Origin of the sequence: Pantoea ananatis PA13, from assembly GCF_000233595.1 — a bacterium.
Lineage (GTDB): Bacteria > Pseudomonadota > Gammaproteobacteria > Enterobacterales > Enterobacteriaceae > Pantoea > Pantoea ananatis.
In genome coordinates, this window is record NC_017554.1 from 3,406,049 (window position 1) to 3,427,550 (window position 21,502).

Consider the following 21,502-nt stretch of genomic DNA (forward strand, 5'->3'; position numbering starts at 1 on the left):
TCATGTCAGTCACCTTGCAACTCTGTTAACTAAAGTTCAGCGTTTCTTGCGCGTCAACGTCAGAGAACAGAATGTCGATAAAACCCTGCCAGCGCGACGTGTAATCCCGACGCAACCGTTTTCCTTGCGCCCTTCTCATGCTATTCTCTTTGCCCTTCAAAACCTGTCCGCCTGGTCAGGTGTGTTTTCATTCACAGGAGTTGACCGCATGTCGTCGAATGCCGCCCCGGCCCGCATCGCTGTTGTTATGGGTTCCAAAAGTGACTGGTCCACCATGCAGTTCGCTGCGGAAATCCTCTCCAGCCTGGACGTGCCCTTCCATGTGGAAGTGGTCTCAGCGCACCGTACCCCGGACAAGCTGTTTAGCTTTGCCGAAACGGCTGCAGATAACGGCTTTCAGGTCATCATTGCCGGTGCCGGTGGCGCGGCGCACCTGCCTGGCATGCTGGCGGCAAAAACCCTGCTGCCGGTGCTGGGCGTGCCTGTGCAGAGCGCAGCGCTGAGCGGCGTCGACAGCCTCTACTCTATTGTGCAAATGCCGCGCGGTATTCCGGTCGGCACGCTGGCAATCGGTAAAGCCGGTGCCGCCAATGCGGCATTACTGGCCGCGCAGATTCTGGCGATTCACGACAGCGCGCTGTCATCTCGTCTGGCCGCCTGGCGTGAGGCACAGACCGATGAGGTGCTGGATAATCCGGATCCGCGGGAGGACGCATGAAGCCGGTTTGCGTACTGGGTAACGGTCAGCTTGGCCGCATGTTGCGCCAGGCGGGCGAGCCGATGGGCATTGCCGTTCATCCCGTGGGGCTGGATGCCGATCCCGCCGCCCTACCTATCGCCGAAAGCGTGATTACGGCCGAAATCGAGCGTTGGCCCGAAACCGCTCTGACGGGCGAGCTGGCGAATCATCCGGCCTTTGTGAACCGCGATATTTTTCCGCGTCTGGCCGATCGCCTGACGCAAAAGCAACTGCTGGACGAGCTTAATCTGGCGACTGCGCCCTGGCAGTTGCTGGCGGATAAAAGCGAGTGGCCTGCGGTTTTCTCTCGGCTGGGTGAACTGGCGATTGTTAAACGCCGCACCGGGGGTTACGACGGTCGCGGTCAGTGGCGTTTACGGGCCAGCGAAACGGCCACGTTACCCGACGACTGCTATGGCGAGTGTATCGTCGAACAGGGCATTCACTTTTCAGGTGAAGTGTCGCTGGTCGGCGCGCGCGGCCACGACGGCAGCACCGTGTTTTATCCCCTGACACATAATCTGCACGAAGAAGGCATTCTGCGGACCAGCGTCGCTTTTCCCCAGGCAGATGTGGAACAGCAGCAGCAGGCCGAAGGAATGCTGGGCGCGATCCTTCACGCGCTTGACTACGTTGGCGTGATGGCGATGGAATGTTTTGTGACGCCTCAGGGTCTGTTGATTAATGAGCTGGCGCCGCGGGTGCATAACAGTGGACACTGGACGCAGAACGGCGCCTCGATTAGCCAGTTCGAACTGCATCTGCGCGCGATTTTGGGGCTGGCGTTGCCCCAGCCGGTCGTCATTGCGCCCTCGGTCATGATCAACCTGATTGGCACCGATGTGAACCCAGACTGGCTACAGCAGCCGCTTGTCCATCTGCACTGGTATGACAAAGCGGTTCGGCAAGGTCGCAAGGTGGGCCATCTGAACCTGACCGACAGCGATCAGCCCCGACTCAAAGCTGCACTGCATGCGCTGTTGCCCCTGCTGCCGGCTGAATATGCCAGCGGTATTCGCTGGGCCACAGACAAGCTTTAAGACGGACTGACGCCGTGCGCAGCCTTGCCGCGCACGGCGTTTTTATGCGCCGTCGAACGTCCTGAACAGCGCTTTGCCCTTGAGCAAACGCACGCCCAGCCAACCTCCGCACAGCGACAACAACAACGCGCCACACAACGGTAACGCCAGCCACAAGGCCCAGTCGGGCTGCCACGGGTAATCGAAGATTTTACGCTGCAGCGCCCAGAGCGCCGCTTCAGCCCCCACTGCGGCCGCAACGCCTGACACTACGCCAATCAGCGCAAACTCACACCACAAGGTCGTCCGCAGCAGTCGCTTGCCTGCACCCAACGTGCGGTACACCACCAGTTCCTGACGGCGCTGACGCATGCCCACCTGAATCTGGGCCATCAGCAGCAATATGCCACAGGCGGTCACCAGCACCACCATAATCTCCAGGGCCTGGCTGACCTGGGTCAGCACCTGTCCGATCTGACGCATGATGCTGCCAATATCCAGCAGGCTCAGGGTCGGGAACTCACGGTTTAGCTGCGCCAGCAGCGTGGGGTTATTGTCCAGCCGAAAGCTGGTGAGCCAGGTCAGCGGCTGGCTGTCGAGCGCACCGGGTGGAAAGATAAAGAAGAAGTTTGGCTTCAGGCTTTCCCAGTCAACCTTGCGCAGACTGGTAATTTTGGCACTGAACTGTTGCGTATCCCCCTCAAACGTTAAGCTGTCTCCCAGCTTCACCCCCAGCCGCTCCGCCAGCTCGGCCTCAATAGACACTTCCCCCACGGCAGGCGGCCAGTTGCCCGCCACCAGCGGATTATGCGCAGGGAGGGCCGCCAGCGAAGTCAGGTTGAGCTCACGGTTAAGGGCATTATCCCGTTCAGGATCGGCGGCTTGGCCGTTCAACTCGCTCAGCCGCATCCGTGCGATGGGATAAAAGGTTTCTGGTTTAATCTGATGCGTCTGCAGGAAATCACGCACCTGCGGCACCTGATCGGCCGTCATGTTAAGCAGGAAAAAGTTCGGGCTGTCGGCGGGTAACTGCTGCTGCCAGCGATCCAGCAGATCGCCCCGCATCACCAGCAGCAGGGCCAGCAACATAAACGACAGTGAGAACGCGGCAAGCTGGCTCAGCGTCATCGCGGGCTGTCGCAGTAGCCGATTAATCGCCAGACGCAGCGCCAGATTTCGCACTGTCAGACGGCGCAGAAGCAGTAACGTGCCCCAGCCAAGCAGCGCCAGTAGCCCCGCCAGCACCACCACGCCCGCCAGCAGCGCCCACAGCATTTTACTGCCGCCCACCAGCGCCGCCAGCAGCCCCACCACCACCACGACCATCGCCGGCAGGTAGATTTTCAGCGGCCAGACGGTGGCGACGGCATCGCGCCGAAATACGCGCACAGGCTGCGTCGCCAGCAGCAGGCGATAAGGACGCAATCCCACCAGCAGGGAAATGACAAACAGCGACCCCGTGGCCCATACCCACGGCCACAGGCTCGCATCAGGCAGGGATGCGGGCAGAACGGGTTTAAGCATTCTCATCAACAGGGCTTCGACGCCCAGCCCTGCTGCCCCGCCCGCTACGGCCGCCAGCAGTAATACCGCCAGCCACTGTCCAATAATCAGCTTTTGCAGCGCGCCGCGCGTAGCACCCAGCGTTTTCAGCACCGCCACCAGATCGTAACGACTTCGGCAATAATGGCTCATTGCCACGGCCACGGCAGCGATTGCCAGCATCAGCGTTAACAACGCCGATAACAGCAAAAACTGCTGCGCGCGCTGCATTGAACGGCCCAGCGCATCTTCGCTGTTCTCAATACTGATCCAGCGTTGACCGGTTTTTATTTGCGGCGTTATCCAGCGGTCGTAGTTTTCCAGCTGCTGAGGGGTGCCTGCGAACTTGTAGCGCCAGGTGATGCGACTGCCGGGCTGGATCGCGCCGGTCTTATCGGCATCGGCCAGATTAATCAGTAAACGCGGCGCCATTTCGAACGGATTGAAACCGCCATCCGGTTCCTGTATCACCTCTCCGGCAATACGCAGCGTGGTATCTCCCACATCGAGTTCATCGCCCACGTGGAGGTTAAGCAGCGCCATTAAGCGCGGAGCGGCCAGCGCCGTGCCGGGCTGAGGTTTCAGGCCCGGCGGGCGGGTTTGCAGCTCGCCAAACATCGGGTAGTGGTTATCGACGGCTTTGACCGACGCCAGCTGCGGCGTCTGGCCGGCAAAGGTCATGGTCATAAAGCTCAGCTGACGGCTAACCGATAATCCCGCTTGCTGCGCTTTCGCCAGCCAGTCGGGCGGTGCCGCCGTGCTGGTGCGCAGGGTACGATCGCCCGCCATAAAGTCGCGACTCTGCTGACTCAGCCCTTTTTCCATCCGGTCGCTGATTGATCCCAGCGCCAGCACGCAGGCCACCGCCAGAGTGAGTGCCAGCCAGACGATTAACAGTGAGGGCGAACGCCACTCACGCCAGAACCAGCGCCAGATCATTGCTCCTCCCACAGTTTGCCGTCACGCAGACGCAAGCGTCGGTTACAGCGCGCCGCCAGCTGTTCATCATGAGTGACCAGAATCAAGGTCGTGGCAAAATCGCGGTTGAGGGAAAACAGCAGATCGACAATACGCTCGCCCGTTTTACGATCCAGATTCCCCGTGGGCTCATCGGCAAACAGCAGGCCCGGACGACCGCTGAAGGCCCGGGCAAGCGCGACGCGTTGCTGCTCACCACCGGATAACTGCGCGGGCAGATGCAGCAAACGCTCACCCAGGCCTAACTGCGTGAGCAGTTCCCGTGCCTGGTCACGGCTCTGACGGTCGCTCTCACCGCGCAGCAGTGCAGGCAACTGGACATTTTCCAGCGCATTTAACGTTGGCACCAGCATAAAAGACTGGAACACGAATCCTACCTGCTGCGCACGTAAGGCCGCCCGCTGCTCTTCATTCATCTGATGCAAGGGCTGGCCCAGCAGATGCACCTCGCCCTGGCTGCCGTCATCCAGACCGGCCAGAATCCCCAACAGCGTAGATTTGCCCGATCCTGACTCGCCAATCAGGGCGATTGTTTCAGCTGGTTTGACAACTAACTCAACTCCGGTAAGGATGGTTAACTGATGCTCTCCCTGACCCACGGACTTAGTAAGATGATGAACTTCAAGAATGTTTTCCGCTGGCATTATCCTTTCCTGTTATTGTGCTGTCTGTTGGTGTCCCGTCTTGCTGCGGCCGATACGTTGCTGGTGCTGGGCGACAGCCTGAGTGCAGGCTATCAAATGTCGGCCAGTAAAGCCTGGCCCAGCCTGCTCGATAAAAACTGGCAGCAGCAGCCCAGAGTGATTAATGCCAGTATTAGCGGCGATACCGCCGCACAAGGACTGGCGCGCTTACCTGCCCTATTAAAACAGCACCAACCGCAGTGGGTGTTAATCGAATTGGGCGGTAACGACGGCTTACGTGGCTTTCCGCCAAAGGATATAGAGCAAACGTTAAGCACCATCATCGAGCAGGTAAAAACCGCCAGGGCTAAACCGATCCTGATGCAGGTACGTTTACCCGCCAACTACGGCCGCCGTTATACGGATGCGTTCCGCGCGATTTATCCGCAGTTGGCGAAACAGCACGATATTCCTTTACTGCCCTTTTTCATGGAGCAGGTTTATTTAAAACCCGAATGGATGCAGCAGGATGGTATTCATCCCAATCCTGACGCCCAACCCTTTATCGCTGAACTGATGGCGAAAGAACTGGCCCCATTAGTTAAGCAGTAGTTGTGCAAAAAAGGTAACACATGCAAAAAACCATTTTGATCACGGGCTGTTCGAGCGGTATTGGCCTGGTTGCAGCCAATGACCTGCTGGCTCGCGGCTATCACGTTATTGCAGCCTGCCGAAAAGCCGACGACGTGGCGCACATGCAAAGCCTCGGCTTTACGGGGCTGATGCTGGATTTGGACGACGCAGAGAGCGTTGACCGCGCTGCCGATGAGGTGTTGGCGCTGACCGGTAACCGGCTGTTTGCCCTGTTTAATAACGCCGGCTTCGGCACCTATGGTCCGTTAAACACCATCACGCGTCAGCAATTTGAACAGCAATTTTCCAGCAATGTGTTTGGCACCCACCAACTCACTATGCGGCTGCTTCCGGCGTTGAAGGCTTTTGGCAATGCCCGGATCGTGAATACCAGTTCGGTGTTAGGCCTGATTTCCACGCCAGGTCGGGGCGTTTATGCCGCCAGTAAATATGCGCTAGAAGCCTGGAGCGATGCGTTACGCATGGAGCTGCACGCAAGCGGCGTGCGCGTCAGCCTCATTGAACCGGGTCCAATCCAGACCCGATTCACCGATAATGTGACGCAGGGTGAGCAGGATAATCCGGTGCTGAATCCCGGTCTGGCCGCGCGGTTTACGCTGCCGCCTGAGGCCATTTTACCTAAGCTGCGCCATGCGCTCGAAAGCAAACATCCGCGTTTGCGTTATCCGGTGACGCTGGTCGCACACGCGATGGGCCTGTTGAAACGCGCGCTGCCAGGCTGGATACTGGATCGCATAATTCGCAGTCAGTAAAGGTATTGCGCGAATACAGCTTGAAGCAGGGCCAGTCGGCCCCATATTCTTTAAACATTTTCTGCAAAGAGACTTAGTCATGTCACCACACGCTTCGATTATCGACATTAACGAATCCAACCTGCAACAGACCCTTGAGCAGTCAATGCAGATACCGGTGCTGTTCTACTTTTGGTCGGATCGCAGCCAACATTGCCAGGAACTGACGCCGTTGCTGGAGCGACTGGCTCAGGAATACGCAGGCCAGTTTATTCTTGCCAAACTGGATTGTGATAAAGAGCAAAGGGTGGCATCGCAATTTGGGTTACGCTCCATTCCCACCGTCTACCTGTTCCAGAACGGCCAGCCTGTTGACGGTTTCCAGGGGCCACAGCCGGAAGACGCCGTGCGCGCCCTGCTGGAAAAAGTGCTGCCGCGTGAGGAAGAGTTAAAAGCCCAGCAGGCGATGGCGCTGATGCAGGAAGGCAAACCGCTGGACGCATTACCGCTGCTGAAAGAGGCATGGCAGCTCAGTAATAAAGACAGCGAAATTGGTTTTCTGCTGGCGGACGTGCTGATTACCCTGAACCGTAGCGATGAAGCAGAAACGGTACTCAACGCCGTGCCGTTGCAGGATCAGGACACCCGTTATCAAAGCCTGATCGCCCAGATCGATTTACTGAAACAGGCGGCCGATACGCCTGAAATTCAGCAGCTGCAATCACAGCTGGAAAGCGACCCGGATAACGCTGAACTGGCGACCAAACTGTCACTGCAGCTGCATCAGGTCGGGCGTAATGAAGAAGCGCTGGAACTGCTGTTTAACGTCATTAAACGCGATTTGAACGCCGCTGACGGCCAGGCGCGTAAAATGTTGCAGGAGATCCTGGCGGCATTGGGCACGGGCGATGCGCTTGCCGCACGCTATCGCCGCCAGCTCTATTCCCTGCTTTACTGATGTAAGCAGAAAACGGGCCGAACGATTTGGCCCGTTCATCTGACAACCTGGAGGTTATATGCTCACCGTGATTCCTGTTCTCATCCTGGTCGCCCTGGTCACCGTATGGTCCGGCGTGAAAATCGTTCCGCAAGGCTATCAGTGGACGGTCGAACGCTTTGGCCGCTACACCCGCACGCTTCAGCCCGGCCTGAGTCTGGTTGTTCCCTTTATGGATCGTATCGGTCATAAGATCAATATGATGGAACGGGTGCTGGATATTCCCTCTCAGGAGATCATCTCCAAAGATAACGCCAACGTCACGATTGATGCGGTCTGTTTTGTCCAGGCCATCGATCCGGCGCGGGCCGCCTATGAAGTCAGCAATCTGGAGCTGGCGATTCTTAACCTCACTATGACCAATATGCGCACCGTGTTGGGCAGCATGGAACTGGATGAGATGCTGTCTCAGCGAGACAGCATTAATACCCGCTTACTGCATATCGTTGATGAAGCCACCAATCCCTGGGGCGTAAAAATCACCCGTATTGAAATTCGTGACGTTCGTCCGCCACAGGAGCTGATTGGCGCCATGAACGCCCAGATGAAAGCGGAGCGTACTAAACGAGCCGATATTCTGGCGGCGGAAGGTGTGCGGCAGGCGGAAATTCTGCGGGCCGAAGGGGAAAAACAGGCGCAGATTTTGAAAGCGGAAGGGGAACGAACGTCGGCTTTCCTGCAGGCTGAAGCCCGTGAACGTCAGGCGGAAGCGGAAGCCCGCGCCACGAAAATGGTATCGGAAGCGATAGCCGCCGGCGATATTCAGGCCATAAATTACTTTGTGGCGCAGAAATACACGGATGCGCTGCAAAAAATTGGTGAGTCCAGTAACAGTAAAGTGGTGATGATGCCGCTGGAAGCCAGCAGCTTGTTGGGTGCGATCGGCGGAATTGGTGAGCTGTTAAAAGAAACCCGCAGCGAGTCGAAACGCTGATGGTGAGTGAGATTGTTGCCCATCCGCACTGGTTCTGGCTGACGCTGGGCGGGCTGCTACTGGCGGCTGAGATGCTCGGCACAAATGGCTACCTGCTCTGGAGCGGGCTCGCAGCCATGCTGGTCGGTATCACAGAATGGGCTTTGCCGCTCAGTTGGACAGCCCAGGGCTCTTTGTTTGCCGCATTAACGCTGGCGAGCGTATTTATCTGGCATCGCGTAATGCGCTATCGCGAGCGCAACCAGCAGCCAAATTCCCTTAATCAGCGCGGCAACCAGATGATCGGCCTGCAGTTGACCCTGGACACTGCGTTGCAAAACGGTATCGGTCACGTCCGCGTTGGCGACAGCAGCTGGCGCGTTCAGGCAGACCAGAATCTTCCTGCCGGTACGTTGGTTGAAGTGGTAGCTGTGGAAGGTATTACACTGCGCATTCAGTCTCGCGTGCCGTCACCCTGACTGCAGCAGCCTGCCAGGTTATTGATGATCGGGCAATCGGCGCTGTCATTACCCGGGCAGGCCGCCGCCAGCGCCAGCAGGCGTGCGCGCATGGCGTGCAGTTCTTCAATATGCGCAGCAATTTCGTCAGCTTTCTGCAACGTACGCGCCTTAACGTCCGCGCTGTGGCGTTCAGGGTCGTTAAACAGCCCGACCAGCTCGCGGCACTCATCAAGGGTAAAACCCACCTGCCGTGCCTGGCGTAATAAATTCAGCTCATCAAGATGGTGTGAATTGTAATGCCGGTAGCCGTTATCGCCGCGCAGCGGGGGCGTGACTACGCCCTTTTCTTCATAGAAACGAATAGCCTTACTGGTTAGCCCGGTCTTTTTCGCCACGGTACTAATATTCATAACAGTTTTCCTGATCTTCCCCTATACGGGGCGCTTCTAAAAGGCCCAGCCCGTGAGCTGCCGGGCTAAATCAGTGTTTGATTCTACTTCACTCGTGCCCGACTCTGTCGTTTTGCACCCGAGAACAGGTGGAAAACAAGGCATTTCATGCAGGAGATTATAGATCACCCTGCCAGGTAAAAGGGTTCTCGTCCCGGTATCTGAGTCAACGCGGTCGCTGCAGAGACCTTCGGCTGACGCTTCCGGTTAACCTGAGTAATGCCAAAACGCGCCTGAGTGCAGAACAAACTGGCCAGCCGGTCAATCTGCCATCAACCTCATCAAAAATAAGATGATAACGCTTGTCAATGATGATAATTCCGATAAAATCCCGCCAGTTTGTAACAAATCATTATCATCATTAAAGTATAGGGGATTGGATTATGGCTTTAGTCAGCTGTCCAGAATGTCATAAGGAAGTGAGTGATTCAGCATTACGTTGTCCATCATGTGCCAGGCAGCTCAGAAAGCCGCGTCGCTCTTTTTTTGGCAAAATGGTTAAGTGGACTTTCATTCTGTTTAACATTCTTATGGTGTACTGCCTGTTCGCAGGATTAGGTGGAAGTGGCGACGTTATCAATAACGCGGCTTCCGATGCGGAAAAAGCCGGTGCTGCGCTTGGAGCAGGTTTAGGTTTAATGGCGATCGGCACCCTTTGGGTTATTGGCGACATCATTATCGGGACGCTGGTCTTCTTTACCAGACCCAAAGGGTAATTGACTCATCCTGCGTGCCTGCAAAGGGTTTAGCATGCCTGGCGAAAACTGTTGCACAGCAGGGAACAGCGAAATGTCGATCCCGTTAACGCGGATAGCAGGTAAATCAGTCCCGCTTATCTGGCGAAGCACGGAACTGTGTATATCTTGAGCGACAGGCATGATCGAACAGGATGAAGCCTCGGCAGTAAGCGCAGGGCTGGCCGTCATTTCGTCACCCCTTTTCATCAGCGGGCTTGCACGCCTTTAAGCCGAATGAAAGTCAAAAAAAAGCCCTGCTTATCTGGACTGCCGCAAAAGTTGGACAGTGCAGGTTACGCGGGGCTTTCTTCTTGTGGCGTCCTGAATAATGTCAACACCAGCAAGCCGGGTACACCACCGGTGAATAAACTTCCTTTATCTGGCCATTCAGGATTTGACCTTCCCCTTGAGGGAAGGTTTAACCTGAATAACAGTCACATCTAAACGATCAACCCCGCACATCTGATAAAGGAGTCAACCATGTCAAACACGATTGTTCTGGCGCTGGACGGATTGTCCTGCGGCCACTGCGTAAAACGCGTCAAAGATGCGCTCGAACAGCGCGACGATGTCGAGCTGGCGGAGGTTACTCAACAGGAAGCCCGCGTGTCAGGCCGTGCAGACGCTACCGCGCTGATCGCTACCGTTGAACAAGCGGGCTACCATGCAACATTAAAAGCTGCGGGTTCCAGCCCAAAGCCTGAGCCGTTGACAGCAGCAGAGCCGCCGCCGGAGGCGCTGACAACGGAGTCTTCTCCTCTTCCGGCAACTGAAAATCAGCCCGCTCACGTGCTGTTAATCGACGGGATGAGCTGCGCCAGCTGTGTCAGCCGGGTTGAGAAAGCCCTTGAGCAGGTAAGTGGTGTGCAACAGGCCCGCGTGAATCTGGCCGAACGCAGCGCGCTGGTGATGGGCAATGTGGCACCCCATCTGCTGGTCGCCGCTGTGGATGCGGCCGGCTATGGGGCGGAAGTGGTCGAAGACGAACAGCAACGCCGTGAAAAACAGCAGCGCAGCGCCCGACGCGCCATGCGACGTTTTAGCTGGCAGGCGGGACTTGCACTGCTGTTTGGCGTGCCGTTAATGATCTGGGGCATGCTGGGCGACAACATGATGCTCACCGAGGACAATCATACCACCTGGCTGGTGTTGGGCACGGTTACGCTGTTGGTGATGGTCGCCACGGGCGGTCACTTCTACCGCAGTGCCTGGCGCAGCCTGCTCAACCGCAGCGCGACAATGGATACCTTAGTCTCGCTGGGCACCGCCGCTGCCTGGATCTACTCCTTTAGTGTGGTGATTTGGCCGGCGTTCTTCCCGCTGCAGGCGCGTCATCTCTACTTCGAAGCCAGCGTAATGATTCTCGGCCTGATCAATCTGGGCCATGCGCTTGAACAACGCGCGCGCCAGCGTTCCTCGCGAGCCCTGGAACACCTGCTCGATCTGACGCCGGAACAGGCAAGAGTCGTAACGGAACAGGGTGAAACCTCAATGCCGGTTAGCGCGGTACAGCCCGGCATGATCCTGCGGCTGGTCGCGGGCGATCGCGTGCCGGTCGATGGCGAAGTCCAGGACGGTGAAGCCTGGTGTGATGAGGCCATGCTAACGGGTGAGGCGGTGCCGCAAAGCAAAACGCAGGGCGATCGTCTGTTTGCCGGCACCCTGGTGCAGGACGGGACAGTACGCTTCATTGCCCGCGCGACCGGCGGCAATACGACGCTGGCGCGCATCATTCAGTTAGTCCGTAAAGCCCAGAGCAGTAAGCCAGATGTGGGTCGCCTGGCCGATCGTATTTCTGCCGTGTTTGTGCCGGTGGTGGTGCTTATCGCCCTGATAAGCGCCGCAGTCTGGTATACCGCCGGTCCGGCGCCTCAGATTGCCTACGCGCTGGTGGTGGCCACCACAGTGCTGATTATTGCCTGCCCCTGCGCGCTGGGCCTGGCCACGCCCATGTCGATTATCGCCGGAACCGGCCGCGCCGCCGAATACGGCGTGCTGGTTCGCGATGCCGATGCACTGCAGCGCGCCAGCCGTATCGATACGCTGGTGTTTGATAAAACCGGCACGCTGACAAGGGGCACACCGCAGGTGACCGAGGTGATGAGCTGGAACGGCAGCACGCGCGATTCGGTCCTGTCTTCGGCGGCGGCGCTGGAACAGGCATCGGGTCACCCACTGGCGAAAGCGATCCTGGCGGAAGCGGGTACCGCAGCAACGCCCGCGATTGCGCAATTTCGTACAATACGCGGCAAAGGCGTAAGCGGCATACTCAATGGCAGACAGCTGTTACTGGGTAATGTCAGTCTGTTACACGATTACGGCGTGGATTGCCAACCGGCGCGGGCTGAAATTGACAGGCTCACCCGGCAAGGGGCAACCCCGGTATTACTGGCACAGGATGGACAGCTTACCGGTCTGATTGGCTTGCGGGATACGCTGCGCCCCGAAGCGAAAGCAGCACTGCAGCGGCTGCATGAAGCGGGTTACCGACTGGTTATGCTGACCGGGGATTATGAAAATACGGCCCGGGCTGTTGCGCATGAAGTCGGCATTGATGAGGTGATTGCAGGCGTACTGCCCGAAGGTAAAGCCGATGCGATAAGCCAACTACAGCAGCAAGGAAGGCAGGTTGCCATGGTGGGCGATGGTATCAATGATGCTCCTGCACTGGCGCAGGCTGATGTCGGTATTGCGATGGGCGGCGGCAGCGATGTGGCGGTAGAAACCGCAGCGATTACGCTCATGCGGGCCGATCTGCATGGCGTGGTGGATGCCTTAAAGATTGCCTCCGCCACCCTGGGCAATATCCGGCAGAATCTGTTTGGCGCGTTTATTTACAACGTTATCGGTATTCCGCTGGCGGCAGGCGTGCTCTTTCCTTTTACCGGCCTGTTGCTTAGCCCGGTTTTTGCCGGTGCCGCCATGGCGCTGTCGTCAATAACCGTGGTGAGCAATGCTAACCGCCTGTTGCGCTATAAGCCGCGCGTTTAGCAATAACTGCCCTGCTCTGTCTTTCGCAACGGGATCCCGCTAGCATGGTGGCTTTCAAACAGTGAAGGACAGGGAATGACAGCGCGCCTTTTGCAACGTTTACGTAACTGGATTAATCCGCTTTTTCCAGCCAGCTATCGTTGGCCCGCCGTGGATATTCAGTCGGGCGAATGCCGGTTTCATCTGGTGGGTAGCATTCATATGGGCACCCGTGACATGCAGCCCCTGCCGGTCCGGCTGCTACAGCAGTTGCAAAAAGCCGATGCGCTGGTGGTTGAAGCGGATATTACCCAGGGAGGATCGCCATTTGAAAACACGGAAGAGCGTCCGCCACTGATCGCCAGAATGGATGATGATGCGCTGGCGAAGCTTGAAACACTGTGCAACGAAACCGGTCTGTCCCTGAGCCGGTTTGATACGTTACCGGCCTGGCAGATTGCGCTGATGCTACAGGCCCAGCAGGCCCAGCGGCTGGGGTTACGTCCTGATTTCGGGATTGATTATCAGCTGCTACAGGCCGCGCGGGCGATGGATAAACCCGTGATTGAACTGGAAGGTGCGCAGGCGCAAATCACCCTGCTGAAATCCTTGCCCGACGATGGCATGGCGCTGCTGGCGGATACGCTGACCCACTGGCACACCAACGCACGCATGTTGCAAACGATGGTGAGCTGGTGGCTGGAAAGCCCGCCACGCGATCCCCAGATTGCGTTGCCAGCGACATTCAGTCAGACCCTGAACGACACGCTGATTAGCCAGCGTAACAGCCAGTGGTGTGATCATTTACGTCGCCTGCCTTCGGGCCGATATGTCGTCGCGGTCGGCGCTCTGCATTTATATGGCGAGAATAACCTGCCGGGAATGATGCGCGTCAGATAACTCACGGCAAAAAAAGAGAGCCGACAGTCATATCGGCTCTTCAAAGAGGAATGTGTTAATGATTTTAGTTGTCGCCAACAACAGGATTGCTGGCGCGTGGCAATTCTCGCCTAAAGCACATTATTTCGCCACATTTATTGTTCATTAATACGTAATAAGATTTTTCTGAATATGAGGCAACAATGACGCCCGCGGTAAAACTACTGGAAAAACAAAAGGTCAGCTTCACACTGCATCCTTATGAGCATGACAGTAACGAAACCAGTTTTGGCGACGAAGCGGTTCGTAAGCTCAACCTGGACGCCCGGCAGGTGTATAAAACCCTGCTGGTGGCGTTGAACGGCGAGGCGAAACACCTTGCCGTGGCCGTTACGCCCGTCGCCACTCAGCTCGACCTCAAGAAAGTGGCAAAAGCGTTCAATGCCAAAAAAGCCGAGATGGCCGATCCCATGCTGGCCCAGCGCATCACCGGTTATCTGGTGGGCGGTATCAGCCCGCTGGGCCAAAAAAAGCGCCTGCCTACGGTGATCGACAGCTCGGCAAACGCCTTTGCGACGCTGTTTATTTCCGGCGGTAAGCGCGGGCTGGATATCGAGTTAAGCCCACAGGATCTGTCACGGCTGCTGGAGGCACCCTTAGCGGATATTGCCCGACGCGACTAAGCCGGTTGCAGTGCGCAGAGTTCATCAATCATCCAGCGCCCGGCAGGGCCGGGCGGATTGCGGCGCGACCAGACGACGTCAACTGCGATGCGCTGCGGCCATCCTGGTAAGGGCAACTCCTTTAAAACACCATGTCCAAACTGTTTCACCAGCCAACGGGGTAAAATACTCCAGCCAAAGCCCTGTTCCGCCATCTCCAGCAGCACATAATAGGTTTGAGCAGACCAGGCTCTCCCCTGGAAAGTCGGTGCACGACGATCGGTCCAGGTATTGAGGCGCAGGTGACGAAGAGGTTCGAGCTGACTTTCGCTGATCGTGGTTTCCCGCGCCAGGGGATGATCACGATGCAGATAAACCCCTAATTCAGCATCAACCTGCAGGCGCGCGATCGCAATGTCAGCCGGCAGCGTTGGCTGTGCACGAATCACCCCAATATGCGCACGCCCGGTTTGCAACAGCTCAACGACATCATCATCTTCCGCCGCAATGCCTTCCAGCTCGACATCAGGATAATGCTGATCAAATTGCTTAAGCAGTCGCTGATGGTAATGCGTTTGCCAAAAATCTGAGACTGCGACGCTGAGCCGCGGCTCTGTTCCCTCGGACAAGCGCGTCGCCAGCGCATCCAGCCGCTCGCTGGCGGCGAGGATCTGCTGCACCTGAGGCAGCACGCGTCGCCCCTGCTCGGTGAGCTGTGGCTGGCGGCCGCGCCGGTCAAACAGGGCGAAACCGAGATCGGCTTCCAGATTAACCACAGCCACGCTGACGGTAGACTGGCTTTTTTTTAACGCCCGCGCGGCGGCTGAGAACGAGCCGCTGGCAACGGTCTGGACAAAGGCTTCCAGAGATTCCGGTGAGTAACGCATGAGAACCATCGCTTTTATCGATAGATGATCATTTTATCTTAGCATTTTGTCGTGGGAGAATGCGCAGCCTGAATAAAGGAGATTGAAATGCAAACCCGTTCACTCACAGAGCGCATCGTCCATGCCACCCTGTTTGAAGGCCTGGCCATCGTGACGATTGCTCCGCTGGCAGCATGGTTTATGAATAAACCCCTGTTTCAGATGGGAGCGCTGGCGATCATGCTGTCTACGGTGGCAATGCTATGGAATATGATTTACAACAGCGTGTTTGATCGGTTTTATCCGCCAGGGAAGAAACGCCGCGCCCTGCTTCGAGCGCTGCACGCATTGGGTTTTGAGGGCGGTTTTATCCTGATAGGCCTGCCGCTGGCGGCCTGGATGCTGGAGATTTCACTGTGGCAGGCATTTTTAATTGAAGTCGCGTTTTTTCTGTTCTTTCTGCCCTACACCTTCGTCTACAACCTGGTGTGGGACAAACTGCGTCCACACTGGTTCGGCCGCAAATCCTGCCGCGCCTGAAAAAAAGCAGGGAGGCGTTCTCCCTGCCTGGACTTAATGCAGCGTTGCACTCTCTCCATTCCAGTGCCGGATCCACGTCAGTACCATTTTGGGATAGCGCCGCAACGGCGTCGCGTCTTTCGCTTCATCCTTTGGTGGTGCTGCCTGCTCAGCCTGATAAATAACCGCCTCACGTGGCTGGTAATCGCTGGCGTTCACCGGAGAATGGGCGCTTAGCCAGTCCCGCAGGACCTGCGCATCCACCTTGCCGCTGTTCACATAACCCGGATGCGTGTCGATGCGCGGATAGCCATCCCCGCCTGCGGCATTAAAACTGTTTGTCGCCATACGATAGGTTTTTTCATCTGCCAGCGGCTGTCCGTTGATCCTGACCTGGCTGACGCTGCTGCCGTTGGCGATCAGACTGACGTTGGCCAACTGGGCAAAACCGCCTGAATCAGGTTTGATGTTTGCCACAACCGCCAGATAGCGTTTGATTTCTGCGCCGGTCAGCGTGACGGAAACGACCTGATTACCGAAGGGTTGTACCTGTAACAGATCGCGCCAGGCAACCGGGCCGGATGTCAGCGAGGTACGGATCCCGCCCCCGCTCATCACGGCGAAGTCAGCCTGCGTTGCGGCCATCTGCGCACGCAGTATTAACTGCCCAATGGCGCTTTGTTTAAACCGCACGGTTTCTTTTTCGCCGGGAAAATCCCCTTTAATGCTTCCCACGTTGACCCGTAGCTTCGCGTCTGCGCGCTTTTGAAAAGGCGTCAGTAGTTTCATCATTGCGGTGTTAGCCGGGATGGCTTCCTGCCAGGTCAGTGAGGATTCACTGCCATCAAGATTTTTGATTTTGTGTTTGAGGTTGACCGGTATCAGCTGGTAGGCCTCCAGCGTCACCTCTCCATTGCGGTAGGTAAAATCGCCGCGCCCTACGTATTTACCCCATTTTTCCGCCTGCATGATCCAGACGCCGTTCTGCCGATCGGGCTCACAGGGTTGGCCTGGCTGATAGTCTTTACGGCTGACATTCTCTTTTTCCATACATACCGCATCGTGAGAATGCCCCCCGACAATCATATTGAGGGTTCCCTTTGGCAGACTGCGGGCCAGCGTCACGTCATCAACACCGTTACTGCCGTGTTGACCGTCGTCATAATGGCCAAGATGGGTTAACGCGACGATAACGTCGGGCTTCTCAGTAGCACGCAGCTCGGCGACGGCCTTTTCGGCCTCGGCAATGGGATCGCGGAATTCGATATCGCTTAACTGCGCAGGATTTGTCAGCCGGGCGGTATCGGGGGTAATCAATCCGAGCACGGCGATTTTTAACCCCATGCGCTGAAATACAGCCCAGGGCTTAAACAGGCGCTTACCACTGCTTTTTTGATAGACGTTGGCGGCCAGGAACGGAAATTTGGCCCATTTTTCCTGCTTACGCAGGACGGCGAGCGGTTTATCGAACTCGTGATTGCCCAGCGTCATGGCGTCGTAGCCAATCAGGTTCATGCCGCGAATGTCGGGTTCCGCGTCCAGCTCATCCGACTCAGGCACGCCGCTGTTAATATCGCCAGCAGACAAGATTAACGCCCCACCGCCTTTGGCCTGAATATCGTAACGCTGCGTATCCATTAGCGTTTTTTGCGCCGCCAGCCCGTATTCACCCTGATCATTAGTCCAAAAATGCCCATGTTGATCGTTGGTATGCAGAATGCTGAAACGGTAACTGCGGTCAGGCACTGCAGCATGGGTAAACAGCGACGATAACATCACGAGCAGTGCCAGACCTGCTCCTGCCCCTCGAAATATCAACACAGCCCTTCTCCTTTGATTGTTATCCGTTTCACCCGCCGGCCATCGGCGCCCTTCTGTGTCGCACAGAAACGGCCGTAACTCAAGATGAATACGGCTCCGTCTGGCCATTATGGCAGGCCAGGCGACCTGGCAGGAAACGCCAACCGTCTGATTTCTCCGCTCTCTTCTCTCTGACGCGCTGTTAAAAGGCTAAATGTTGACGGGATATGAAGGTGTTGTTCATTAAACCTGCAACATTGTTAACCGCTGCGACATCAACTCGACAAAGTGGGTCTTTGCGCTTTTTCCGGCATGACTGCTGTTTTCAGCTCAACCTGACAGCCAGACTTTTTTCATGAGTGCTGTCAGCTTTGCGCTGTAGCTTCGGCACAATAGTCTGTTTTCACGATGTTTTTACCCGACATCCAGCAAAGCGATGGCACCGCTGCTTCAATCTGAAAAAACCGTTATTACGCTTGTGAGGCTGACTGGCCTCAGCAAATCTCACACTGGTTCCGGTTGGTGACGGTTTATAGCGCATTCGCGCATCATTGGCGTCACGTCTGTGTCATTTAACGAGCGTAAACTTATTCCGTTCTGTTCCTGATGAAGCGCTAAACCAGCCGATGATAGGGATAAGTGATAAAAACAGCCTTCCGATTGCATTTCTCTCGTATTTGCATAATTTTTTCTGTTAATCCCACAAATTATTCAGCGATCCTTTCCGATATGCATTAGACTCATTTGTTACAAGCGGACACATTTATACCCATGGAGACTGGCATGCATCACACCACACCGTTGATTACGACTATCGTCGGGGCTCTGGTCCTGGCTTTTCTCCTTGGAATGCTGGCAAATCGGTTACGCATTTCGCCGCTAGTGGGTTATTTAGTCGCGGGCGTACTGGCTGGCCCTTTTACGCCGGGGTTTGTGGCTGATACCAATCTGGCACCGGAACTCGCAGAGCTGGGCGTTATCCTGCTGATGTTCGGCGTCGGCCTGCACTTCTCACTGAAGGATCTGATGTCGGTAAAGCGGATAGCCATTCCCGGCGCTATCGCACAGATCGCTGTGGCGACCTTACTGGGAATGCTGATGTCGTGGGCGATGGGCTGGTCCTGGATGACGGGCTTAGTGTTCGGTTTGTGTCTTTCTACCGCCAGTACCGTGGTGTTGCTGCGCGCATTAGAAGAGCGTCAGCTTATTGAAAGCCAGCGCGGCCAGATTGCTATTGGCTGGTTGATTGTTGAAGATTTGGTCATGGTGCTTACGCTGGTCCTGCTGCCCGCGATTGCCGGCATGATGGAACAGGGTAACGCCAGCGCCAGCCTGGTGATATGGGACCTGCTCTGGACCATCGGTAAAGTCGCCGCCTTTATGGTGTTAATGATGGTCGTTGGTCGCCGTGCCGTGCCCTGGATCCTCGCGAAAAGTGCCGCAACGGGTTCACGTGAGCTGTTTACGCTGGCCGTATTAGCCCTGGCGCTGGGCATTGCGTTTGGCGCCGTCGAGTTCTTTGACGTCTCTTTTGCCCTCGGGGCCTTCTTTGCCGGTATGGTGCTGAACGAGTCCGAGTTAAGCCAGCGCGCCGCCCGCGACACGCTGCCGCTGCGTGATGCCTTTGCGGTGCTGTTCTTTGTGTCTGTCGGGATGCTGTTCGACCCGATGATCCTGGTGAAAGAACCGCTGGCGGTGCTGGGGGCGCTGGTGATCGTCGTGATAGGAAAATCTGCCGCGGCGTGGCTTCTGGTCTCGCTGCTGGGTCATTCACGCCGCACCGCGATGACTATTTCGGTCAGCCTGGCGCAAATCGGCGAGTTTGCCTTTATTCTTGCCGGGCTGGGGATCTCCCTGGGGCTGCTGGATGAAGAGGGCCGTAATCTGGTGCTGGCTGCCGCCATTCTTTCTATCATGCTCAACCCGGTGCTGTTTACCCTGCTGGGGCGCTATCTGTCTAAGAACGAAACGATGGAGCAGCAGACGCTCGAAGAGGCGCTGGAAGAAGAAGAACAACAGATTCCGGTGGATATCTGCCATCACGCGGTAATCGTTGGCTATGGTCGCGTCGGCAACCTGCTGTGTGAGCAACTGATGGCGCTCAATATTCCGGTGGTGGTGGTCGAGAGTTCGATTCCTCGCGTCAAAGCACTACGCGATCAGGGCATTCGGGCCGTGCTGGCCAATGCTGCCCGCGCAAACACGCTGGAGTTAGCCCGTGTGGACTGTGCAGCCTGGCTGCTCATCACCATTCCCAACGGATATGAGGTGGGGGAAATCGTTACCGCCGCCCGCCAGAAAAAAGCGGACATCAACATCATTGTGCATGCCCATTATGATGATGAGGTGGAGTACATTCTGGAACGTGGCGCAAACCATGTCGTGATGGGCGAACGCGAGATTGCCGCCAGCATCATTCAGAAACTGCAGGAAAACCTTGAGCAGGAGCACACCAGGCTCGCCTGTGAAGGCAACAGCTAATGACCTGCCCTTCAGCAGCGGCAGCGTTGCTGAGGGGCAGTTTGTCTTTCCGGCTTAACGATCCCAGTAGGACTCTTCCAGGCTGTCTTCCCGCTCGGGCAGGCCGCGCGTCAGTCGGGGAGAATGCTGGTTCAGCACCTGATAGCTTACCCGGTTCGCATATTTGCAAACCTGCGCCAGGGACGAATAGGTGAGATAAGCGCGCGCATGCTTACTGGAATTAGGCACGTTGCGGCGATGATAATTGTTTGCCGTAATATCGTGCAGCAATGCGGCCAGTGCGCCGTCCCCTGCCCCGTTGGTATTCATGATCTTTTCCGGGCCGCCCATATAAGGGGCGATGTGAGAAAAAATGCGTAGCGGCTGCTGGCAGTCCTGTTTACGCATCGCCCGGCTAAATTCGTACAGGTTGAACTCCGCAATCGCGCCAGGCAGCAGCGGATGATTCGTTTTGCGCTTGAACGCCTCTTCCGTATAACCCGCCATATACAATCCGGTCGGCCCTGCGGTACACAACACCAGGTCAACCCATTCCAGCGCCATATCCGATGCCAGCAGAGGATCGGCTTCGCCGGTCAGCGCCAGGGCTTCTTCTTCGTTCATGGCCACAATTGAAACGTGATCGCGCAGAAAATCGCGCCAGAACTGCGGGTTGTCGCCGATGACGTGTTTGGTGCCCAGCGTCAGGACCACGGGCACGTTGTGGCGTTTGGCGTATTCAATGGCCTTTAACGTTGCCTCAGGCATGGGCTCGCCCGCCTCGCAGCGGATTAGATAGGAGGTCAGCACCAGCGCAGAGGCGCCCGCAATAACGTCTTCAGGGACGTTTTCCGCCCTGAGCTGATTCATTTGCCCCGGGCTGATAGCAAAGGTGCGGTCGCCCTGATCGCCAATCAGCGTAAAGCAGCGGCCAATCGCACCGTCAACGCCCTGCAGATAGTTCAGGTCCATTCGGCTGGAGGTATTACACAGATAGCGGTAGGCATAACCGCCAATCTGGATATTGTTGCACATCACCCCCAGCAGTACGGAACGATCGTCCGCCAGCACCGAGAAATTATGCAGCGTATTACCAATTGTGCCGCCCGCAAACTGGTGGGTCACCAGTTCGTCACGCATCAGTTCCGCATACAGCGCTTCCGCCACGGCATCGTCGATAACCAGCGAATGGCCAGCGCTCAGGCCGTAGCGAACAAGAAAGGCGTCATCGACTTTGGCTTCGATATCGACCAGCGTCTGATCGATGCCGACCACCCAACTGCCGTCTTCACTATCAAATTGGGAGGACTGTAACAGCGGATCGCGGGCGCTAACGGGGAAGTAATGTTTGGATTTACGTTTGCCGGGAAATTTCATGGTAACTGCCGTGAGGAAAAACAGGCAGAGAAGCATATCACATTCTGTATCGTGACTTTACTGTCGCAAGTAGACCCACTGCATATTCATCTCAGTATGTTCTGCCATTGTATTTAGCACCAGGCG

The 21,502-nt window shown here is 56.6% G+C and carries 19 protein-coding genes; 13 read left to right on the forward strand and 6 right to left on the reverse strand.

Annotation, left to right across the window (positions count from 1 at the left end):
- The first annotated feature begins 208 nt into the window (after positions 1-208).
- Both purE and purK read left to right on the forward strand, forming a co-directional pair.
- Complete coding sequence (purE, locus tag PAGR_RS16185; RefSeq protein ID WP_014606410.1) at positions 209-718, forward strand: 5-(carboxyamino)imidazole ribonucleotide mutase; 510 nt, start codon at positions 209-211, stop codon at positions 716-718.
- A complete protein-coding gene (gene purK / locus PAGR_RS16190) occupies positions 715-1,779 on the forward strand; it encodes a 5-(carboxyamino)imidazole ribonucleotide synthase (RefSeq protein WP_014606411.1) in 1,065 nt (354 codons plus the stop codon). Before purE ends, purK begins: the two co-directional genes overlap by 4 nt.
- Positions 1,780-1,821: 42 nt before the next feature.
- Here the strand turns inward: purK and ybbP are convergent, their stop codons facing one another.
- Complete coding sequence (gene ybbP, locus PAGR_RS16195; protein WP_014606412.1) at positions 1,822-4,239, reverse strand: putative ABC transporter permease subunit YbbP; 2,418 nt, start codon at positions 4,237-4,239, stop codon at positions 1,822-1,824.
- The gene (gene ybbA / locus PAGR_RS16200; RefSeq protein ID WP_013024940.1) at positions 4,236-4,922 is read right to left on the reverse strand and encodes a putative ABC transporter ATP-binding protein YbbA; all 687 of its coding nucleotides are present in this window, start codon (positions 4,920-4,922) and stop codon (positions 4,236-4,238) included. Before ybbA ends, ybbP begins: the two co-directional genes overlap by 4 nt.
- Between ybbA and tesA the strand changes: the two genes are divergently transcribed.
- From tesA to PAGR_RS16225, 5 genes are all read left to right on the forward strand, one after another.
- The gene (tesA, locus tag PAGR_RS16205; protein ID WP_022622644.1) at positions 4,890-5,513 is read left to right on the forward strand and encodes a multifunctional acyl-CoA thioesterase I/protease I/lysophospholipase L1; all 624 of its coding nucleotides are present in this window, start codon (positions 4,890-4,892) and stop codon (positions 5,511-5,513) included. The genes ybbA and tesA overlap by 33 nt on opposite strands.
- A 20-nt stretch (positions 5,514-5,533) precedes the next feature.
- Positions 5,534-6,307: an SDR family oxidoreductase gene (locus PAGR_RS16210; protein WP_014606414.1), complete on the forward strand. Its 774-nt coding sequence runs from the start codon at positions 5,534-5,536 to the stop codon at positions 6,305-6,307.
- 79 nt (positions 6,308-6,386) lie between these two features.
- Positions 6,387-7,244: a co-chaperone YbbN gene (locus PAGR_RS16215; protein ID WP_014593103.1), complete on the forward strand. Its 858-nt coding sequence runs from the start codon at positions 6,387-6,389 to the stop codon at positions 7,242-7,244.
- Between the two features lie 58 nt (positions 7,245-7,302).
- Complete coding sequence (locus PAGR_RS16220; RefSeq protein ID WP_014606415.1) at positions 7,303-8,217, forward strand: SPFH domain-containing protein; 915 nt, start codon at positions 7,303-7,305, stop codon at positions 8,215-8,217.
- On the forward strand, positions 8,217-8,675 hold the full coding sequence (locus tag PAGR_RS16225; protein ID WP_014606416.1) for an NfeD family protein: 459 nt from the start codon (positions 8,217-8,219) through the stop codon (positions 8,673-8,675). The genes PAGR_RS16220 and PAGR_RS16225 overlap by 1 nt, the downstream gene beginning before the upstream one ends.
- Here PAGR_RS16225 and cueR read toward each other — a convergent pair.
- Positions 8,651-9,067: a Cu(I)-responsive transcriptional regulator gene (gene cueR, locus PAGR_RS16230; protein ID WP_014593101.1), complete on the reverse strand. Its 417-nt coding sequence runs from the start codon at positions 9,065-9,067 to the stop codon at positions 8,651-8,653. The two genes, PAGR_RS16225 and cueR, sit on opposite strands and share 25 nt — an antisense overlap.
- A 422-nt stretch (positions 9,068-9,489) precedes the next feature.
- On the opposite strand from cueR, the gene PAGR_RS16235 reads away from it, so the two are divergent.
- From PAGR_RS16235 to ybaK, 4 genes are all read left to right on the forward strand, one after another.
- Positions 9,490-9,822: a hypothetical protein gene (locus PAGR_RS16235; protein ID WP_013024933.1), complete on the forward strand. Its 333-nt coding sequence runs from the start codon at positions 9,490-9,492 to the stop codon at positions 9,820-9,822.
- Positions 9,823-10,323: 501 nt separating this feature from the next.
- Positions 10,324-12,834 (forward strand): copper-exporting P-type ATPase CopA, encoded by a 2,511-nt coding sequence (gene copA, locus PAGR_RS16240; RefSeq protein WP_014606417.1) that lies wholly within the window; start codon positions 10,324-10,326, stop codon positions 12,832-12,834.
- A 75-nt stretch (positions 12,835-12,909) separates the two neighbouring features.
- Positions 12,910-13,713 (forward strand): TraB/GumN family protein, encoded by an 804-nt coding sequence (locus tag PAGR_RS16245; protein ID WP_013024931.1) that lies wholly within the window; start codon positions 12,910-12,912, stop codon positions 13,711-13,713.
- Between the two features lie 182 nt (positions 13,714-13,895).
- On the forward strand, positions 13,896-14,375 hold the full coding sequence (ybaK, locus tag PAGR_RS16250; RefSeq protein WP_013024930.1) for a Cys-tRNA(Pro)/Cys-tRNA(Cys) deacylase YbaK: 480 nt from the start codon (positions 13,896-13,898) through the stop codon (positions 14,373-14,375).
- Here the strand turns inward: ybaK and PAGR_RS16255 are convergent.
- Positions 14,372-15,241 carry a LysR family transcriptional regulator gene (locus tag PAGR_RS16255; RefSeq protein WP_014606418.1) on the reverse strand — a complete coding sequence of 290 codons (870 nt, stop codon included), beginning with the start codon at positions 15,239-15,241 and terminating at the stop codon, positions 14,372-14,374. The two genes, ybaK and PAGR_RS16255, sit on opposite strands and share 4 nt — an antisense overlap.
- An 87-nt stretch (positions 15,242-15,328) precedes the next feature.
- On the opposite strand from PAGR_RS16255, the gene PAGR_RS16260 reads away from it, so the two are divergent.
- Complete coding sequence (locus PAGR_RS16260; RefSeq protein WP_014606419.1) at positions 15,329-15,760, forward strand: multidrug/biocide efflux PACE transporter; 432 nt, start codon at positions 15,329-15,331, stop codon at positions 15,758-15,760.
- Between the two features lie 33 nt (positions 15,761-15,793).
- Here the strand turns inward: PAGR_RS16260 and ushA are convergent, their stop codons facing one another.
- Positions 15,794-17,515, reverse strand: coding sequence for a bifunctional UDP-sugar hydrolase/5'-nucleotidase UshA (gene ushA / locus PAGR_RS16265; RefSeq protein ID WP_246872115.1), 1,722 nt, complete (start codon positions 17,513-17,515; stop codon positions 15,794-15,796).
- Between the two features lie 807 nt (positions 17,516-18,322).
- Here ushA and ybaL point away from each other — a divergent pair.
- Positions 18,323-20,020, forward strand: coding sequence for a YbaL family putative K(+) efflux transporter (ybaL, locus tag PAGR_RS16270; RefSeq protein WP_014606421.1), 1,698 nt, complete (start codon positions 18,323-18,325; stop codon positions 20,018-20,020).
- Positions 20,021-20,074: 54 nt separating this feature from the next.
- Here the strand turns inward: ybaL and PAGR_RS16275 are convergent, their stop codons facing one another.
- Positions 20,075-21,376 (reverse strand): inosine/guanosine kinase, encoded by a 1,302-nt coding sequence (locus tag PAGR_RS16275; RefSeq protein WP_029568497.1) that lies wholly within the window; start codon positions 21,374-21,376, stop codon positions 20,075-20,077.
- Between the last annotated feature and the right edge of the window lie 126 nt (positions 21,377-21,502).

Coding starts and splice junctions, on each gene's coding strand:
- PAGR_RS16215 (WP_014593103.1), top strand. CDS start 6,387: ATGTCACCACACGCTTCGATTATCGACATTAACGAATCCAACCTGCAA.
- ybaL (WP_014606421.1), top strand. CDS start 18,323: ATGCATCACACCACACCGTTGATTACGACTATCGTCGGGGCTCTGGTC.
- PAGR_RS16255 (WP_014606418.1), bottom strand. CDS start 15,241: ATGCGTTACTCACCGGAATCTCTGGAAGCCTTTGTCCAGACCGTTGCC.
- cueR (WP_014593101.1), bottom strand. CDS start 9,067: ATGAATATTAGTACCGTGGCGAAAAAGACCGGGCTAACCAGTAAGGCT.
- PAGR_RS16235 (WP_013024933.1), top strand. CDS start 9,490: ATGGCTTTAGTCAGCTGTCCAGAATGTCATAAGGAAGTGAGTGATTCA.
- ushA (WP_246872115.1), bottom strand. CDS start 17,515: ATGTTATCGTCGCTGTTTACCCATGCTGCAGTGCCTGACCGCAGTTAC.
- ybbA (WP_013024940.1), bottom strand. CDS start 4,922: ATGCCAGCGGAAAACATTCTTGAAGTTCATCATCTTACTAAGTCCGTG.
- PAGR_RS16245 (WP_013024931.1), top strand. CDS start 12,910: ATGACAGCGCGCCTTTTGCAACGTTTACGTAACTGGATTAATCCGCTT.
- PAGR_RS16275 (WP_029568497.1), bottom strand. CDS start 21,376: ATGAAATTTCCCGGCAAACGTAAATCCAAACATTACTTCCCCGTTAGC.
- purE (WP_014606410.1), top strand. CDS start 209: ATGTCGTCGAATGCCGCCCCGGCCCGCATCGCTGTTGTTATGGGTTCC.
- ybbP (WP_014606412.1), bottom strand. CDS start 4,239: ATGATCTGGCGCTGGTTCTGGCGTGAGTGGCGTTCGCCCTCACTGTTA.
- copA (WP_014606417.1), top strand. CDS start 10,324: ATGTCAAACACGATTGTTCTGGCGCTGGACGGATTGTCCTGCGGCCAC.
- PAGR_RS16220 (WP_014606415.1), top strand. CDS start 7,303: ATGCTCACCGTGATTCCTGTTCTCATCCTGGTCGCCCTGGTCACCGTA.
- PAGR_RS16225 (WP_014606416.1), top strand. CDS start 8,217: ATGGTGAGTGAGATTGTTGCCCATCCGCACTGGTTCTGGCTGACGCTG.
- purK (WP_014606411.1), top strand. CDS start 715: ATGAAGCCGGTTTGCGTACTGGGTAACGGTCAGCTTGGCCGCATGTTG.
- PAGR_RS16210 (WP_014606414.1), top strand. CDS start 5,534: ATGCAAAAAACCATTTTGATCACGGGCTGTTCGAGCGGTATTGGCCTG.
- PAGR_RS16260 (WP_014606419.1), top strand. CDS start 15,329: ATGCAAACCCGTTCACTCACAGAGCGCATCGTCCATGCCACCCTGTTT.
- ybaK (WP_013024930.1), top strand. CDS start 13,896: ATGACGCCCGCGGTAAAACTACTGGAAAAACAAAAGGTCAGCTTCACA.
- tesA (WP_022622644.1), top strand. CDS start 4,890: ATGATGAACTTCAAGAATGTTTTCCGCTGGCATTATCCTTTCCTGTTA.